This is a genomic window from Acetobacterium sp. (genome assembly GCF_036508315.1).
GTDB lineage: Bacteria > Bacillota > Clostridia > Eubacteriales > Eubacteriaceae > Acetobacterium.
The window spans coordinates 1-17,705 of sequence record NZ_DATCHP010000006.1 but is presented as its reverse complement, the minus strand read 5'-3'; the positions used below and the strand labels follow the sequence as shown (position 1 = coordinate 17,705).

At 39.8% G+C, this 17,705-nt stretch carries 15 protein-coding genes; 6 read left to right on the top strand and 9 right to left on the bottom strand.

The features are described from left to right. From VIK44_RS00900 to VIK44_RS00885, 4 genes are all read right to left on the bottom strand, one after another. Positions 1-438, bottom strand: a 438-nt coding sequence (locus VIK44_RS00900) for an ammonium transporter (RefSeq protein ID WP_414637034.1), incomplete at its 3' end; no start/stop codon positions are given. Positions 439-871: 433 nt separating this feature from the next. Next, the gene (locus VIK44_RS00895; protein ID WP_331551946.1) at positions 872-1,996 is read right to left on the bottom strand and encodes a S1C family serine protease; all 1,125 of its coding nucleotides are present in this window, start codon (positions 1,994-1,996) and stop codon (positions 872-874) included. A 28-nt stretch (positions 1,997-2,024) separates the two neighbouring features. Continuing rightward, on the bottom strand, positions 2,025-2,813 hold the full coding sequence (locus VIK44_RS00890) for an MBL fold metallo-hydrolase (protein WP_331551945.1): 789 nt from the start codon (positions 2,811-2,813) through the stop codon (positions 2,025-2,027). 185 nt (positions 2,814-2,998) lie between these two features. After that, positions 2,999-4,258, bottom strand: a complete 1,260-nt coding sequence (locus tag VIK44_RS00885) for a UDP-N-acetylglucosamine 1-carboxyvinyltransferase (protein WP_331551944.1) — start codon at positions 4,256-4,258, stop codon at positions 2,999-3,001. Positions 4,259-4,493: 235 nt separating this feature from the next. Between VIK44_RS00885 and VIK44_RS00880 the strand changes: the two genes are divergently transcribed. Beyond that, complete coding sequence (locus VIK44_RS00880; protein WP_331551943.1) at positions 4,494-5,522, top strand: DnaD domain protein; 1,029 nt, start codon at positions 4,494-4,496, stop codon at positions 5,520-5,522. Next, a complete protein-coding gene (locus VIK44_RS00875; protein WP_331551942.1) occupies positions 5,509-6,474 on the top strand; it encodes an ATP-binding protein in 966 nt (321 codons plus the stop codon). Before VIK44_RS00880 ends, VIK44_RS00875 begins: the two co-directional genes overlap by 14 nt. A gap of 5 nt (positions 6,475-6,479) precedes the next feature. Here VIK44_RS00875 and VIK44_RS00870 read toward each other — a convergent pair whose 3' ends face one another. Further along, a complete protein-coding gene (locus VIK44_RS00870; protein ID WP_331551941.1) occupies positions 6,480-7,235 on the bottom strand; it encodes a tRNA1(Val) (adenine(37)-N6)-methyltransferase in 756 nt (251 codons plus the stop codon). Positions 7,236-7,773: 538 nt separating this feature from the next. Here VIK44_RS00870 and VIK44_RS00865 point away from each other — a divergent pair. Next, positions 7,774-9,333, top strand: coding sequence for a hypothetical protein (locus tag VIK44_RS00865; protein WP_331551940.1), 1,560 nt, complete (start codon positions 7,774-7,776; stop codon positions 9,331-9,333). 63 nt (positions 9,334-9,396) lie between these two features. Here the strand turns inward: VIK44_RS00865 and VIK44_RS00860 are convergent, their stop codons facing one another. Next, positions 9,397-10,581, bottom strand: coding sequence for a G5 domain-containing protein (locus tag VIK44_RS00860; RefSeq protein WP_331551939.1), 1,185 nt, complete (start codon positions 10,579-10,581; stop codon positions 9,397-9,399). Between the two features lie 145 nt (positions 10,582-10,726). After that, positions 10,727-11,557 (bottom strand): 3D domain-containing protein, encoded by an 831-nt coding sequence (locus VIK44_RS00855; protein ID WP_331551938.1) that lies wholly within the window; start codon positions 11,555-11,557, stop codon positions 10,727-10,729. A gap of 190 nt (positions 11,558-11,747) precedes the next feature. Between VIK44_RS00855 and VIK44_RS00850 the strand changes: the two genes are divergently transcribed. Continuing rightward, entirely contained in the window at positions 11,748-13,121 is a 1,374-nt protein-coding gene (locus VIK44_RS00850) for a TrpB-like pyridoxal phosphate-dependent enzyme (protein WP_331551937.1), read from the top strand. 177 nt (positions 13,122-13,298) lie between these two features. Here the strand turns inward: VIK44_RS00850 and VIK44_RS00845 are convergent, their stop codons facing one another. Both VIK44_RS00845 and VIK44_RS00840 read right to left on the bottom strand, forming a co-directional pair. Then, positions 13,299-14,846 carry an ASKHA domain-containing protein gene (locus tag VIK44_RS00845; protein ID WP_331551936.1) on the bottom strand — a complete coding sequence of 516 codons (1,548 nt, stop codon included), beginning with the start codon at positions 14,844-14,846 and terminating at the stop codon, positions 13,299-13,301. Positions 14,847-14,904: 58 nt separating this feature from the next. Further along, entirely contained in the window at positions 14,905-15,240 is a 336-nt protein-coding gene (locus VIK44_RS00840; RefSeq protein WP_331551935.1) for a rhodanese-like domain-containing protein, read from the bottom strand. A gap of 194 nt (positions 15,241-15,434) precedes the next feature. On the opposite strand from VIK44_RS00840, the gene VIK44_RS00835 reads away from it, so the two are divergent. Then, positions 15,435-16,106 (top strand): response regulator transcription factor, encoded by a 672-nt coding sequence (locus VIK44_RS00835; RefSeq protein ID WP_331551934.1) that lies wholly within the window; start codon positions 15,435-15,437, stop codon positions 16,104-16,106. 6 nt (positions 16,107-16,112) lie between these two features. Further along, on the top strand, positions 16,113-17,633 hold the full coding sequence (locus VIK44_RS00830; protein WP_331551933.1) for a HAMP domain-containing sensor histidine kinase: 1,521 nt from the start codon (positions 16,113-16,115) through the stop codon (positions 17,631-17,633). The last annotated feature ends 72 nt before the right edge of the window (positions 17,634-17,705 follow it).

Here is a 17,705-nt window from a genome sequence, read left to right as displayed (position 1 = left end):
AGCTAACGGGTAGTAAACGAGAATCAACCAAACAGTAACAAAAACAAATAATGCCGAAAATTTCATTCTTCCGGATAAAGATCCAACAAGAATCGCCGGAGTAATGATACAAAACATCAACTGGAAGATTGCAAACAATGCCCCCGGTATATTATTTGCATAGGGACCGGCATCTGTGGCACTGACGCCACTGAAAAATGCGTTGCTGAGATTCCCAACCACACCAAGACCGCCGGCATCGGGCCCGAAAGCAAGTGAATAGCCGAACATAAACCACATCACCGTTGCCAGACCGCAAACAAATACAACAGACATTAATGTATTGATTACATTTTTTCTACGAACCATTCCGGCATAGAACATGCCGATACCCGGAGTCATAAAAAAGACAAGCATTGAACTTACAAGGACAAATGCAACATCACCAGAATTAATCATCTTAAATTCCTCTTTTCTAAATTATTTTGACCTGATTTCTTGTAAAAATGAAACGCTTATCAATAAAACCACTTTTTCCAGAAAATCTTTTAAGCTTTTTAATACCTCCATGAGTTATTCACATCATAGAATTCCATTCAACTTTTCATGTCTCAATGTTCTTGTAATTAAATGTTTTTCCATTATCTATCTCAATAATTTAAACAAAAAAAAGGCAATAACAGTCATAGCTGCTATCGCCTTTGATAAGCTTATTTATTCTTTTTAATGGTGACAAGCCATTCCTATTTTTTTAAGATCAACACAACCATCTTCATTAACCGTATATTAAACAGTTCCTTGAATTGAATTTGATTGTAGCATCTAAATAAGCCCCTGTCAATAAGGTTTTTAAACAGTTTTCACAATAGTAATTATGAAAACGTTTTTCTTTTTAAACCCCTGCTGAAACAACGACATCTACAGTCTGTGTTTGTCCACCGCGTTCATAGGTTACCTTCACCTTATCACCGGGATTCTTACCATAGAGAATTTCTTTCATTTTCAGCAATGTATTGGTTTCAGTCCCATCAATACTTAGAATAATATCCCCTGTCACAAGTCCGGCATTGGCTACACCACCACCTGGTTGTGTGGATGCTATATAAATTCCTTTTGTAAAATCCACGTTTGCATCCGTAAGATAGTAATTTGCAATGGCTCGGTCATATCCTGTAATACCAATCACGGTAGGGTCAAATTTCCCTGTAGCGACGATTTCATTAAGAATTGGTTTTAAAATATTAATTGGAATAGCAAAACCAAGCCCTTCACCTGTGCTCAGCTTATAGGAATTAATACCAATCACCAAACCCTCTTTGTCCACCAAAGGGCCACCACTATTTCCAGGGTTAATTGAAGCATCCGTTTGGATTAAATCTTCGGCCAAAGCATTATTATCCAATGGAATGCTCCGGTTAAGTCCCGACACAATCCCTGAGGTCACAGAGCGCTCAAAACCAAGACCTAAAGGATTGCCGACTGCCACTGTCAATTCGCCTACCTTAAGATTCTCAGAATCACCAAGATCAATGACCGGTAAGTCTTTTGCATCAATTTTGATAATCGCCAAATCCAGCTCCACATTGGACCAGATGACTTTAGCGTCATAGGTCTTGCCATCATCCAAAGAAACCGCTATGGCTGTCGGATTTTCAGTGACCACATGCTCATTGGTAGCAATATAACCGTCGCTGGTCAAAATGAAACCTGAGCCAACGCCAGTAGCTTCCTGTGATCCCAAGTTTGTCTTGGCAACCGCCGTTGTTTCAATTCCCACGACTGATGGCGGAACGACCTTGGCAATAGCCTCAACCACATTATCCGAGCTGGAATCATTGACAACAATTTGCTGTTTCGACCCTTGTACAACCGTCCTGTCACTGGTCAAAAAGTTTATTCCCAGAAAAACACATCCCACTATGATACCACCAATAATGGCACCAATTATTCCTATGAGTATGGATCCGTGTGGTTTTTGTGGTTTATCTGGTTTTTCCTGTTTAAAATCCTCGTTCATTGATTCCCTCAATTTCTGTTGAAGTTCTCTAAAGTTCAATTATCTCGCTGACACTGCTTCTTTTTGCTACGGTAAGGGTCACATCTTTTTCTAATTTTACCCCTGCCCCGGTAAGGATACGGGCAGTGGTTTCATAGGCAAGTAAGGGATAATTGTTCTCCTCACTTAAATGCGCTAAAACCAACTGTTCTGTGCCTGCCTCTACCAATGCCAAAGCCATATTTCCAGCAATTTCGTTGGATAAATGGCCAAAATCACTTTTAATCCTTTGTTTAAGATAAAAGGGATACCTTCCCGCTTCAAGCATGGAAGGATCATGGTTGGATTCAAGCACCACTAAATCACAGCCTGGTAGAGATTCCATCATTTTTGTTGTAACAATTCCGGAATCCGTGGCGATACCCAACCGTTTTTTTCCATTATTAATACAAAACCCTGCTGATGCTACTGCATCATGGGAAGTCTTAAACGCTTTAATTTCAAAATCCCCTAACACCAAGGTATTCTCAAAATCAAAGGTTTTAATATTATACGGTGCAATTTTCCCTAAATCCCCGATCATAGCGTCCCAGGTATCCTCATTCGCATAAATGGGAATACCAAAACGACGTGATAAGACCCCAAGGCCATGAATATGGTCACTATGCTCATGGGTGACTAAGATCCCGGAGATTTCATTAGGATTTTCCCCAATGGCTTTTAAAGCATTCTGAATTTTAACACCACTAAGACCTGCATCAATGAGTAGCTTTGAATTGTTATTTGAGATAAATAAACTATTTCCTGAACTTCCACTGTATAAACTACAAAATTTCAATCCTTACTCCCTTTGTCCATTAAATCACTTTTTTGCAAATTATCGCTTTTCTAATGCCCTGGGGGCTAAGATTGTTATGCTTATACTAGCGAATTTTACTTAAAGATGACTTAACTTATTTCTACCCAATATAAGGAATCCAAACCAAAAGATAAAGGAATCTTCAGAAACCCCTGTAAATCCACCTATTCAGAAACCCGACGAATGACTGCGCCTAAACCTCGGAGATTTTCCTGAAGGTTTTCATAGCCGCGATCAATATGAATAATATCAGTAATCTTCGTTTCCCCATCAGCAATGAGCCCTGCCAATACCATGGCTGCTCCGGCCCGAAGGTCCGTGGCTCGAATCTTTGTGGCTGATAATGTTTTAACCCCGGTAATGCTGGCTGTTCGACTGTTAATGGAAATCGTTGCGCCCATTCTTCTCAGCTCATCCACATATTTAAAACGACTTTCAAAAATACTTTCGGTGATCGTACTCGTTCCCCGGGCAATGGCCATAAGCACGGCCATGGGCTGCTGTAAGTCGGTTGGAAAGCCGGGGTAGGGCATGGTTTTTACGTTCACAGCTTTTAGGGGACGCTTTCCAATCACCCGGATACCGTCATCCTCTTCCCGAACCTCCACTCCCATTTCTGTAAGCTTGGCAGTAATGGCGTCCATATGCTTGGGAATAACATTTTTTATCAGAACGTTTCCTCGGGTCACTGCTGCTGCCATCATGTAGGTACCAGTGGTGATCTGGTCTGGGATCACCGAGTATTCACAACCGTGCATCTCATCCACGCCACGGATTTTAATGACATCCGTACCCGCACCTCTGATGTTAGCACCCATAAGGTTTAAAAAGTTCGCCACATCAACAATATGTGGTTCTTTCGCTGCATTTTCAAGAACTGTGAGACCATCCGCCCGAACTGCTGCCAGCATCACATTAATGGTTGCTCCGACACTGACCACATCAAAAAAGATATGTGCTCCTTTAAGCTTTGGAGCGTCCATCTTTACATAGCCGTGTTCAATCACGACCTTAGCTCCTAAAGCCTGAAACCCTTTAATATGCTGATCAATGGGACGATCTCCAATATTACAACCCCCTGGCAATGGCACAATGGCTTTCCGGTAACGTCCCAATAACGCCCCCAGAAGATAGTATGAAGCACGCATCTGCCCAGTTTCCTCATCATAATCTGAAACATCATAGGAAATGGGCTTTTCCGTATTAATAATCAACGTATCTTTTTCACGATATATTTCAGCCCCGAGTTTTTCAAGAATATCCACCATTTTGTTGACATCCTTAATATCAGGTACATTTTCAATTTTACTTGTACAGGCGCAGAGTACCGCTGCAGGGATAATTCCCAACACTGCATTCTTTGCCCCGGAGATCGTTACCTCACCGCGAAGTGGGTTGCCTCCTTCTATAATAAAAGCTTCCATTTATTTTCCTTTCAATACACACAAATATGCAATATCCAATTGATGATTATATCACAATTCCTGATTTTATCAAGAAACTCTTTACACAATGAGCATATTTTTGCTTTTACCTTCATTTTACTAAAGGATAGAAGGAATTTTTCACAGATTTTATCCGATGTGATATAATAGTTTTACTAAATACTTAAGAAAGAAAAAAAAATTCAAATTATTTTGATAGCACATGAGGTGAAAAATGAATCGTTTTGAATTAATTTTTGGCCACGATGATTTGGGGGTAACGCCTCTTGAAAATATTTTTATTAACCATTATATGCCTGTTGCCCAGGGAGATTATGTGAAGGTTTACCTTTATGGTTTAAAGCGTTGCTTTAACCAGGGGCTGGCGCCAATTAACAATGCCGATATTGCCAAGGACTTAAACCTGCTGGAAACCGATGTGAAAAAAGCCTGGGAATATTGGATTTCCGAAGGAATTCTTTCCCTGGAATATACCGGAACCCGGGATGCCCTTGTACGGTTCTATAATATTACCGGCACCATCCTTTATAAAAATGACCCTCCTAAAGAAACCATTGCCCCGCGCCGGGAAAGCCTTCCCAATTCAATAGAAGACCGAGTCCGCCGGATGTACGAAACCATCCAGGATATGTATCAAAGTCGAACCATTTCAAAAAAAGAAACCCTACTGTTTAAACGCTGGATGAAAGATTACAATTTTACGCCCGAGGCAGTGATTCTGATTGTCGAATACTCATTAAATATGATCAATAAAAAAGAACGTATTTTTACCCCGGCTCAGGTCACCAGTTATCTTGAAACCGTGGCCAAGGGCTTTTATGATTCAGGGGTCAGAGACCATATTGAGGCTGAAGCCCATATTAAAAAATCTGCCGATGAAAGCCAGTCTTACTACCAGATTTTTAAATATCTGGGCATTCATCGAAACCCGATGATTTCAGAACGCCAGCTTATGGATACCTGGTTTAATGATTATGGGTTTTCAATGGAAATCATTACCCAGGCACTTTCAAGAACCAGCAAACCTAACATGAAATATATTGACGGTATTTTGAAAAATTGGCATGAACAGGGTTTTAAAACCCTGGAAGACATCCAAAATGATAAACCTAAGCCCCGCTGGGAGCCGAAGAATAAGGAAGAACCCATCAGCGATTCCCGTAAACAGGCGTATCTGGATATGGAAGTCGAATTTGCTGAGGATTTATGGGGGGAATTGGAGACAAACGATGAAAACTTATAAGGAAGCTTATGCCCTGCTTTTAGAAAAGCAAAACGCATATAAATTTAAACAACGACAAAAAAAAGAAGCCCTGTACAGGAAAATACCTGAGCTTTTTACCATTGATCATGAAATGAATCTACTGGGTATTGCTCTAGCCCGGGCAACCATTGCCGGAAATTCAGATAAAATAAATGACCTTCGTGAAAAAATGGATATCCTGACTGTCCAAAAGCAAAAACTGGGTGCCGGAAGTGAAGAACTCCTCACTTACTCTTATTACTGTCCGCTTTGTAAAGATCAGGGGATCGTCGATAAAGAGATTTGCCAATGCCTTGGGCACTGTCTTGCGGAAACAAGTTTCTCTGCCTATGACTTAAAATCAAAAGCACGCGGGGAAACTTTTCATAGCTTTGATTCCAAATATTATTCGGATGTTGCCACCGGTGAAGGGGAACCCAGTCCCCGGGAAAACGCCAAAAAAATCAAACAGACCATGCTAAAATATTGTAAAAATTATGATGCCATTTCAGACCATCTTCTCTTTACCGGGTCTCCCGGGGTTGGAAAAACCTTTATGTCCAATTGCATTGTTAACGAACTCACTCAAAAGGGCTATGGTATTATTTATGTAACGGCTGCCCATCTAGTGTCAAGTATTCAGGACCAGCTTTTTCATAGTGGTAAAACCTCAACCCAGGTTTTTGAACCACTACTGCTCTGTGACCTCCTCATCATCGATGACCTTGGTGCCGAGTTCACCTCGGAATACAGTCAGAAACAGCTTTATGAAGTGATTGATTCCCGACTGAATGCCGAAAAAAAAATGATTGTTTCCACCAATCTAACGGTTTTAAAAATCCAGGAAACCTATGATGAACGTCTTTCCTCCAGAATCAGAGGATATTTCAAAACAATCCCATTTTTGGGAGAGGATATTCGTCTCCTTAAGGCCCGAAATGGCCGAAAATAATCAGCCTATTCAGGCTTTTTCATACCATAAATATCATATATTTGATTCGTATACTGTCCCTCTTCATTATATACAATGAGAGGGGCTTCTGTTTTCAAACCCGGGCGACCACCTTTTCGCCCTTCAATTAAAAGAAGATTGGCCGGCTTGTTAATGGAGGGGTAAACAAATTGAAGGTTCTTCACTTCAATTTTATACTCACGCATAAGCGAAATAATATCACCCAAACGTTCGGGTCGGTGGACAAGGAAAAGACGTCCCCGATCTTTAAGCATTCGCTTACTGAAAATCAGAATATCTTCGATGTTGCATAAAATTTCGTGACGTGAAATAGTTTTGGTGGTCTCGGCATTTTTCAGCCCGGCATCCACTCTCATATAGGGAGGATTACTCACAACCGCATCATAATGATTGGGTAGAACCCCTTCACCCGGAGCCTTAATATCCCCTTGAAGGATTTTTATTTTAGAGCTTAGTCCATTAATTGCCATACTCCGCCGAGCCATTTCCACTAATGGCTCTTGAATTTCCAGGCCGGTAATAGATTTCGCATTGGTTTTGCCGTAAAGTAAAAGGGGAATAATCCCTGTGCCTGTTCCCAGATCAATAATATCAGTACTGCCTTTTATATGCTTTGCAGCAAACCAGGATAATAATACCGCATCCATTCCAAAACAAAAATAGTCTGGATTCTGAATGATCTTCAATTTTTTTAGCCCCAGATCTTCAATTCGCTCCCCAATTTTTAAAAAGTTATCCACATTTCAAATCTCCATTTCGTTTTTTACCCTAAGTTTCTATGGTTTTCTGGTTATTCTATCCACATTTTATCGATTTTTGTCCACTAATTGTGGACAAATAGTGGGATTCCTTCGATTTATCCCCAAATACCCACTTGCAAAGGGATTTCTCAGCTCTCTGCAATTTGCTTCGCTTGTTGATTACTTTTTATTATTTTATCCACATATTCACATAAATAGTTAACACTTTTTATCTTATTTTTATCTTTCCCTCTATTAAGCCAATTCTAAACATTTTTAAAGCTCTAAAGAACTTTCAGACCTGTTGATAAACATAAAAATAAAAATTGGTTTAAAACAACATTTTTTCGTTTTTCCCTTTAATATCACATCATTCTTTGCTATAATACATAGTCAGAGATGTTAGAAATTACTTAGATGTTTAGGTTGCTTCAACCAAATTTGAAAACCTCCTTTATCATCCATGATTCTGGTGATAAAGTCAATAATGAAATTTTTATAAAAATAATTTAATGAGCGAAAGCGATGGATAAATAATATGACTACTGAAAAAAAACAGCTCACTAAACTGGATATTATTCTTGAAAAAAAGCAAGCGTTGGATGCAACCATCCTGGGCTATGAAGCACGTATTGATGAAAAACTTGCAACCCTTGCTGAAAATGAGATGAAATCCCAGAAAATAAGTCCCGAACTTTTTGAAACAAGTATTCCCGATACCAGCCTGCCCGATGATCATTTTCTTTCAGGTGTGGACATCAATGATGATGATGCTTTGGATCAGGCGATTCTTAATTCCCGACCTGCTCCAGGCGGCAGCAATCAACTGGCCTTTGATCGAGATGATTTCATAGACGAAAAGATAAACGTTGATAACAGCACACCTGAGGATTCACAACCGAATGAAGAAGATGAGAATGAGGAACTTCCAACCTTATCGAAAGTTCTGGGTCGAGCCACTTCCATTCAACATAATGACGAAAAGTGCCCTGCTGAAAAGCCGGAAGCTTTGAAGTGTGCCCCTATTTCGATCTCCCCATTACATCCTGATAACCTCACTTCCAGTGACCCGCCTGCTCTGTCAGATTTTCTGGCCGGGGTTTCAACCTCCACCGAAGATCAGTTTCAGAAGGACATTCCTTTCGAACCAAAAACAGAAAAAATAAATGAAGCTAACGCTGATACACCGCCACACCATAAAGTGAATCCTCCCCTTTATTCAAAAGAAACGCATCTCCAGTCAGTAAAGTCACTGGCCCCAACCACAAAACTGAATCTGGTAGACATAATTCTGCCTTTTATCATTTTTATTGCCGGACTTATTGCTTTTGGCGTCTTTTTAATATTATTCTCCCGGAACTTTAGCTTTGTGGACTACAGCGTCCTGTTCATCCTGTTTACCTGTTTAATTTTCACAATCGCAATGCCCTATAGCGCAAGCATATTTTTTATGGCACTCCTATTTTGCAGTTATATAACCTTAACCCTTATTTCTATTTTCTATCTTGAAGTTCCATTTGAACTTTACCAGGTTGGTTGGGTTATTGTTATTCCTCTTATCTTGTGGAGTAGCGCTCTTCTTATCAGAAAGATTCGTGAGCTTTTCAAGACTAAGAAGTCTTTAGAAGGCCAACTTGCTTCCTATGACGAATTAGATGAAGGCCAGGGATTAACCATTGAAAAAGCCTATTATAAAGATCTGAAGTATGCAATGGATCGAGCCATTAAGGGCGAAACCATTCTTGTTCTTGAAATGATGTCTATTTCTCATCTGAATACCCTAAAGTCCATTACAGGACCACGTCTCTGGGATGAAATTCTTTACAAGACCCTGAAAATTATTAAGCAGCACTGCTTCAGTACCCATCTCATTTATGTTTTAGAGGGAAATGTCTTTAGTATCATTATGGAAAATACTTCCATGAAAAACCAACTCTTGATTAATCAGGGAATTAACGAGGCCTTTAATGCCATGATTTTAGGGTATAATGCCGTTGATGTCCAGGTTGAGCTCAATATTGTAGCTGTTCCTTATTCCCGAGAAATCACTAATCCTCTGGAATATCGGGCCCTGGGTTTACGTCAGCTGAAAAATTAGAAATATTCAATAGAAACGAAAAGAAGAATGCCTTCTGGCATTCTTCTTTTCGTTTCATTTATTTTAGTAGCTGATATAAGCTTCCAGGTTCTGACGTCCAAACTGAATACACTGATTATAGGTATTCATATAAATATCAATAATGCCTTCTGTAACAGCACCACCACGATCTTCAACGATAAAGGTTGTTCCCAGGGATGGCACATAAACTTTGGTACCAAAGGGGAGTCCGTTCCATGCTGCAATGGTATGGTTAGCTTCCGGCATAACCCCGGATGCGGTAGCGTTACCTGTTGCAGTATAAGCCGTAAAATTTAAAATCTTTTTGGTGGCACCTAATGGGGCAGCATCTGGCACCTCCACTGTTGGAGCTACCGGAGTTTCCACCGCCACTGGTGTTTCCACAACTGCTGGTATTTCCGCAACTACCGGAGTTTCCTCGACTACCGGAGTTTCCACAACTACCGGAGTTTTCTCGACTACCGGAGTTTTCTCGACTACCGGAGTTTCTACCACTATTGGTGTTTTTTCAACCACTGGTGACTCCTCCTCTGGCTCATTCATTGCAATTTCAACAATTTCTGATATTGGAGGTGTTACCACTTCTTCTGAAATGGTTTCTCTTTTTACTTCAACATTATTTTCATAGAGAATATGTTCGACAACATAAGAAACACCATTTTTTCCAGGTTGTATAACCTGTTTCTTTCCAATTTCCAATTTAGGATTATCTTTAGTTTCCTTTGCAAATGGAATCTCTTTCCTGATTGATTCCACCTCAATTTCAACCCGAACAATCGCAATCTCATTGATTTCCGATAAGGGAGTTGTTTTAGAAGGCTCTACACGATCAAGGTCTCCCAGTTTAATATTATTTTCAACAAGCAACTCTTCAACCGTTTTAACATCTGTTTCATAATGAATGGTTTTTCCATCAACTTCGAGATTTCCCGTGGCTTTCTGATTGACTGCAATTGCATCAGCACCAACGATTCTAGTCTGTGCATCAATATTTGCAGACTCTTCATCATTGAGTACAATCCCATTATTTTCAAGGATCTCCTGAACATTCTGAAAAATTCTTCCTCGAACGGTTGTTTCCTTTCCATCAACCTTAAGGGTTACTTCCTTTGCAAAAGCAAAGGTTCCTGTTATGCCAATAATGAAAGTAATAATCAAACTGACCAGACCTATTCTTAAAACTATTTTTTTTCTGTTTAAAGCATTTTTACTTTGTCTTTCTTCCATAGCCCTCCTTTTCTACATGTAAAAAGAAACTATATTTTTAATTCGATTGTACACTTCTTTCAAATAATTGTCAAGAAGTGTTATTGCGTTCAAATCAACAAAAAAAGGACACCTTTCGGCGTCCTTTTTTACATCAATTTTATTTCTAGTAAATAATGTAAGCTTCTAAATTCTGGCGACCAAACTGAATACATTCATTATAGGAATTCATATAGATATCGATAACGCCTTCAGAAACGGCACCACCACGATCTTCAACTGTAAATGTTATTCCTAATGATGGAACATAAACTTTAGTTCCAAAGGGAAGTCCGTTCCATGATGCAATAGTATGTTCAGCTTGTGGCATAACCCCAACTGCAGTTGCATTGCCTGTTGCTGTATAAGCCGTACAACTTAAAGTTGTCTTCACGGCTCCTTCAGGTATAGCATTTGATACATCTGCTGCTGGTGCTTCTTCAACCACTGGCGCTGCTTCAACTACTGGTGTTGCTTCAACTACTGGTGTTGCTTCAACCACTGGCGCTGCTTCAACCACTGGCGCTGCTTCAACTACTGGTGTTGCTTCAGCTACTGGCGCTTCTTCAACCACTGGCACTGCTTCAGCTACTGGAGCCGCTTCAACCACTGGTGTTTCTTCAGCTACTGGAGCCGCTTCAACCACTGGTGTTTCTTCAGCTACTGGAGCCGCTTCAACCACTGGCGTTTCTTCAGCTACTGGAGCCGCTTCAACCACTGGTGTTTCTTCTGTTACTGGTGTTTTAATAAGCTCAGCACATTCAGCGCATGTTTTAGCATGTTCAATAAATTCTTGGCATTCTGATGCCGTAGTATTTTCCGTGCTAGGTTTCTCATTGGCTGCAAAAGCAAAGGTACCCGTTGTCCCAATGACACAAGCAACAATTAAACTTACCATACCAATTTTAAAAATTGATTTTTTTCCCTTTAAAGGGATTTTACTTTGTTCTTTTTCCATAAATCCTCCATTTTCAACATAACTTTTACATCAAATTACGTTCTGTTACAAATTTTTTACAACACGATTGTACCCTTTTTGCAAATACTTGTCAAGGAAAGATATTCCATTAAAGAAAAGACTTACTTCTTGACAAAACCCTTCTGCTTTAATTATAATAAATTAGATGGAAAAGGAAGGAAGTAACACCATGACAACTATACCCTATAAGATTTATTTAAGTGAAGCGGAAATGCCAAAATATTGGCTTAATCTTCGCGCAAAAATGAAAGAGCTACCTGAACCCTTTGTCAATCCCGGAACTGGCGAATATTGTACCAGGGAGGATCTTCTTCCTGTTTTTTGTGAAGCCTTAGTTGATCAGGAGCTTAATACCACCGATGAATTTATTGAAATTCCTGAAGATGTTCGTAATTTTTATAAAATGTACCGACCCTCCCCATTGGTTCGGGCATATTGTCTGGAAAAATTGTTGGATACCCCTGCTGAAATATATTACAAATATGAGGGCAGCAATACTTCTGGCTCCCATAAGCTGAATTCCGCTGCTGCCCAGGCTTATTATGCTAAAGAACAGGGCCTTAGCTCTCTGACCACTGAAACAGGCGCCGGTCAATGGGGAACAGCTCTTTCCATGGCTTGTGCATATTATAACCTTAATTTAACTGTTTATATGGTGAAAGTGTCTGCTGAACAAAAGCCTCACCGCCGAGCAGTTATGGAAACTTATGGCGCAAAGGTTATTTCATCCCCATCGGATACAACCGTTGCCGGAAGAAAAATTCTTGCGGAAAACCCTGGCACCGGAGGATCTCTTGGCTGTGCGATCAGCGAAGCCATTGAAGTTGCCGTCACCTCTGACAACTGCAAGTACGTTTTAGGCAGTGTTCTTAACCATGTTGGACTCCATCAATCCATTATTGGTTTGGAAACAAAAATCGCCTGTGATAAATATGATATTAAGCCTGATATTATTATCGGTTGTGCTGGTGGCGGCTCCAATCTATTAGGCCTGATTGCACCATTCATGGCAGAAAGAATCGAAGGCAAAAACAATATCGATTTTGTTGCTGTTGAGCCTGCCTCCTGTCCTTCCCTGACCCGTGGAAGATATGCTCTGGATTTTGGGGATACCGGAAAAACAACGCCTTTAATTAGAATGTATACCTTAGGCAGTGGCTTCATGCCGGCGCCAAATCATGCCGGCGGATTACGTTACCATGGGATGAGCCCGATTATTTCAAAACTTTACCATGATGGTTATATCCGTGGAAAATCCTACACTCAAAACGAAGTCTTTGAATCTGCAACACAGTTCGCTCGTATTGAAGGGATTCTCCCTGCACCGGAATCCGCTCATGCCATCCGGGCTGCTATTGAAGAAGCTCTGGCCTGCAAAAAATCCGGAGAGAAAAAAACCATTATCTTCGGCCTCACCGGTACCGGTTATTTCGATATGACCGCCTATATGAACTACAACGCCGGAAATATGACCGATTACATTCCAACCGACGAAGACCTGCAAAAGGGCTTTGACAGTCTGCCCCAAATCGAACAAAAATAAAAAGCGCTCACACTAATGACCGTTATTCCCATTTTCATAATAATGCTATCTAATTAATCAATACAAAAAAACCAACTGCTGGGATTCTTCCCTTTTAGTTGGTTTTTGAGACTATAGACAAAGTAGTAAAGTAAGTCCTGGGGACAATGGTAAATCGTTGTCCCCAGGACGGGTTTGTTAAAGTCGCAGCCTGCCTCGTTTGATGAGTTCAGCTTTGACTGTTGGATATAAATCAAAGTCAGTATGAGGGAGAAAACGTGCTGCAAACATTCGAGTGAGAAAATCGGTAGCGGCACCGAATTCTAAATACCTGATTTCTTCTTGAAGGATCATTACTTCGTCTAACAAATCTCGATTGGTCAAAAGGGCATAAGCTCCTTTTAGTGAGCTGTTTCCTAAAAAAACAAACCGTTCTCTTGGTAAATCCGGGTAGAGACCAATGGTAATGGCTGATTCCAGGTTAATATAGGTACCAAATGCCCCTGCCGTATACAGGCGCTGAACTTCGGTTGCCTCAACCCCCAGGCTATCCAACAGATAGGTCACCATGGTGTTGGCAGCTGCCTTGGTATCCATAAACTGACTAATATCCGTTTGGGTAAAGAGCAATTCCTCTCCTGTTTCAGATTCTTTTTTCCAGGCATAAGCCACAGCATATTCCCCTGATCTTCTGACAATGCGATCCGTGATACCAGTATTAAAACGGCCGGAAAAATCAATCCAGCCATTTAAAAGCATTTGAGCCAGAATATCCACAATGCCTGAGCCGCAAATCCCCTTGGGTCGACTTCCTCCAATGGTTGTAAGCTTAAGACTGTTGTCCTCTATCATAACACTATCCACGGCGCCGTCAGTGGCTTTCATTCCATTTGCACTGATACCACCTTCTAAGGCAGGGCCGGCAGCACCAGCCCCTCCCAAAAGAAAGTGTTTATTGCCTAACACCATTTCTCCATTGGTACCAATATCGATGAACATGGCCAGTTCTTCTTTTTTATGAAGATCACTTACTAATAACCCACTGACGGTATCCCCTCCGAGATAGTTAGCAACTGAAGGCATACAAAAAACAAATCCTTCAATGGGCAAATCAATTTCCTGAGCCTTAAAAAAACCTGTATGGTTAAAAACAGGGGCAAAAGGAGCCTCGAAAATCGGCCATGGATCAATCCCCAATAGAAAGTGGATCATGGTGGTATTTCCTGATACGATCATGATCCCACATTCCTGTGTCAACACTCCTGTTTTTTTCTTCAGAATGTCCAATAATTCAGAAAAACACTGAATTGTGCTATTCTGAACTTCCTTTAAATGCAGGGGCTTCCCTTTAACATAGAAAATCCGACTGAGAATATCATCTCCATAAGCAATTTGATGATTTAAAATACTTTCTTCTCCCAGAATCCCTCCGGTATTCAGATCAATCAACTCCATGGTCACCGATGTACTTCCCAAATCCACTGCTAATCCATAATGGAAGCCAGTGGTATCTCCAGGCTCCACTCCAGTGATTTCCCACACTCTTTCACAATGAACAAGGGTTAGGGTAATTTCCCAGTTTGCTTTTCGACAAAGAGGATAAATTTTTTGCAGGATTTCATGAGATAGGGTCACTTTTCCCATTTTTTTATCCAATGCCTTAAGAATTCGCTCCTTATCTCCAATAATATCTCCACCACCTGGTGGGGATATCTTTAAAAATATTTTTCTGCTCAGTGGCCTCATATGGCTATTCCTCATTAATACTTTCTTCAAATTGTTAATAAGCCCAAATTTTCAGGTATTATTTTCCACTCACGGTATCATAATCCCAATGACTGATACCACCAAGGTTATAAATATTTTTATAACCTATTTTGCTCATTTGACTTGCAGCATTTCCTGCTCTTCTTCCACTTAAACAATACACGAACAAGGTGGTTTCTTTATCCGGCACCACTTTTTCAATAGTTTCAATTTTCCCCAAAGGTATATTAATACTGTTTGGGATATGTTTTTCTAAATACTCGGCTTTTTCCCGGACATCCAACAGAACAATAGCATCCTCTGATTCCAGTCTCTTTTTTGCTTCTTTAGGGGATATATTTTTCACTGAACCCTTCTTTAAAAAATTAAACATGGCGATAACCTTCCTTTTTATATATTATAACCTTATATGATGTTTATGGGTTAATTTTATATCATTAAACATCTTAATACCGTGACAATGTCACATAACCAATAAATTTCATTAATAAATCATAGTTTGTTCACCTAAAAAACACTTAGTAATATTATGCTATTTATATTATAATCAGCAAAGAGGTGAAATGGATGTATAAAATATTAATTACCGATGATGAAGAAAAAATCAGAGCACTGATTAAAAAATATATCGTTTTTGAAGGTCACAGAGCATTTGAAGCTTCAAACGGAATGGAAGCAGTTGAAATATGCCAGAAAGAGTCTTTTGATATTATTATTATGGATATCATGATGCCTGAACTTGATGGCTTTTCTGCTGTAAAAGAAATCCGGAAAAAACAGGATATTCCGGTTTTAATGCTCTCTGCCCGAGGTGAAGAGTACGATAAGATTCATGGCTTTGAGTTAGGCATTGATGACTATGTTGTCAAACCTTTTTCTCCCAAAGAGCTCATGATGCGTATTGATGCCATTATGAAACGGGCGAGTAAAAACAACAATGGAGAACACGAAGTCTTCGTGATGGATGGCTTTAATGCTGACTTTACGGCTCGACGAGTTCTGATCAATGATGAAAACATTGAAATGTCTCCCAAAGAATTTGACTTGATTTTTTATTTGATCAAAAACAAAAACATTGCTCTAACCAGAGAAAAACTCATAACTGAAGTTTGGGGCTATGATTTTTATGGGGATGACCGCACCCTGGATACCCATATTAAGCTTCTGCGAAAAAGCCTGGGAAACTATGCCAAGTTGATTACAACCCTTCGAGGGGTTGGATATCGCTTTGAAGGTTGATGGCCATTGAAAATTAAAAATAAATCATTTTTACAATGGAAAAAGAAATCTCATCCTATTAGTATTAAATGGAAGCTCTTTCTTTTTCTTCTGGGATTTTGTACCGTTCTCCTGGTTTTACTCTGGCTTTTCCAGGTTGTTTTTTTAGATGATTTTTATAAAGTTATTAAAGTTAATGAAATCAAAAGTGCTGCTAATTCCATTGAAAAAAACATTGATTCTGAAAATTTGGATACCTTAATAGCTGACATATCTTTAAACAACGATATTTGCATCGAAATATTATCTGAAAATGGCGATGCTCTTTATTCTTCTCATATATTAAGGAATTGTATCATTCATAGCATGTCAACCTTTGAAAAAACTGCACTTATTTCAAGAACCAACGTAAGCCATGGCGAGCTTCTTGAATATTTTGATCGCAGTAGCATGGATCCACCAAACGGAAATATTAACGGAGAAATTCCAGATATTGATTTCAAAGGACCCGTCCCTGAGAAAAAGCCTCAAGAAAGCATTATCTATTCTAAAATCGTAAGTGACCAAGAACATGCCGGTGAAATGATTGTTATTAATTCAGTCATATCACCCATTAATTCAACCGTTACCACTCTTCGATTTCAACTTTATTACATCACAGGCTTCATGCTTTTGTTTTCGGTTATTCTGGCACTTATTATTGCCAAACGGGTTTCGAAACCCATTGTCGCTCTGAACAATAGTGCAAAAATGCTGGCAACCGGAGATTATGAAACACACTTTGATGGCAGCGGGTATAAAGAAATCAGTGAGCTTTCTGATACCCTGAACTACACAGCCAAAGAACTTTCAAAAGTCGAGGTTTTACGCCAGGAACTCATTGCAAACATTTCCCATGATTTACGGACGCCACTAACCCTCATCAGTGGCTACGCCGAAGCCATGCGTGACCTCCCCAATGAAAACAACTCGGAAAATGCTCAGATTATTGTGGATGAAACCCAGAGACTTACGACGCTTGTCAATGATGTGATGGATATTTCAAAAATTCAATCTGGAACCCATACCATTCATCCAGTGAGTTATAACTTTACCACTAACATTAATAACACCATTACCCGTATGAACAAACTTATGCATAACGATGGTTATCAAATCGAGTTTGATTATGATGAAGAAATTACCCTGACTGCCGATCAAACACGGATCTCACAAGCGTTTTACAATTTGTTAATCAATGCCATAAATTACACTGGACCGGATAAAAAAATTACAGTTTCCCAAAGCATCATCAAAAATTTTGGTGTTCCCCCAAGCTCTTGGGTGAAAATTGAAGTAACCGATTCTGGTGAAGGCATTACTGAAGAAGAACTCCCCTATATTTGGGAACGCTACTATAAGGTAGATAGAGCTCATAAGCGGGCTGTTACCGGCACAGGCCTGGGTCTTTCAATTGTTAAATCCATTGTTGACATGCATGGTGGTACCTATGGCGTTTCCTCAAAAATTAATGATGGTTCGGTTTTCTGGTTTTCATTAAAAATTTAACTAGCAACTATTTTCAAGCTTTATCAACACCAGATGCACAAATAGCGCACCTGGTGTTTCTATACTCAAAAT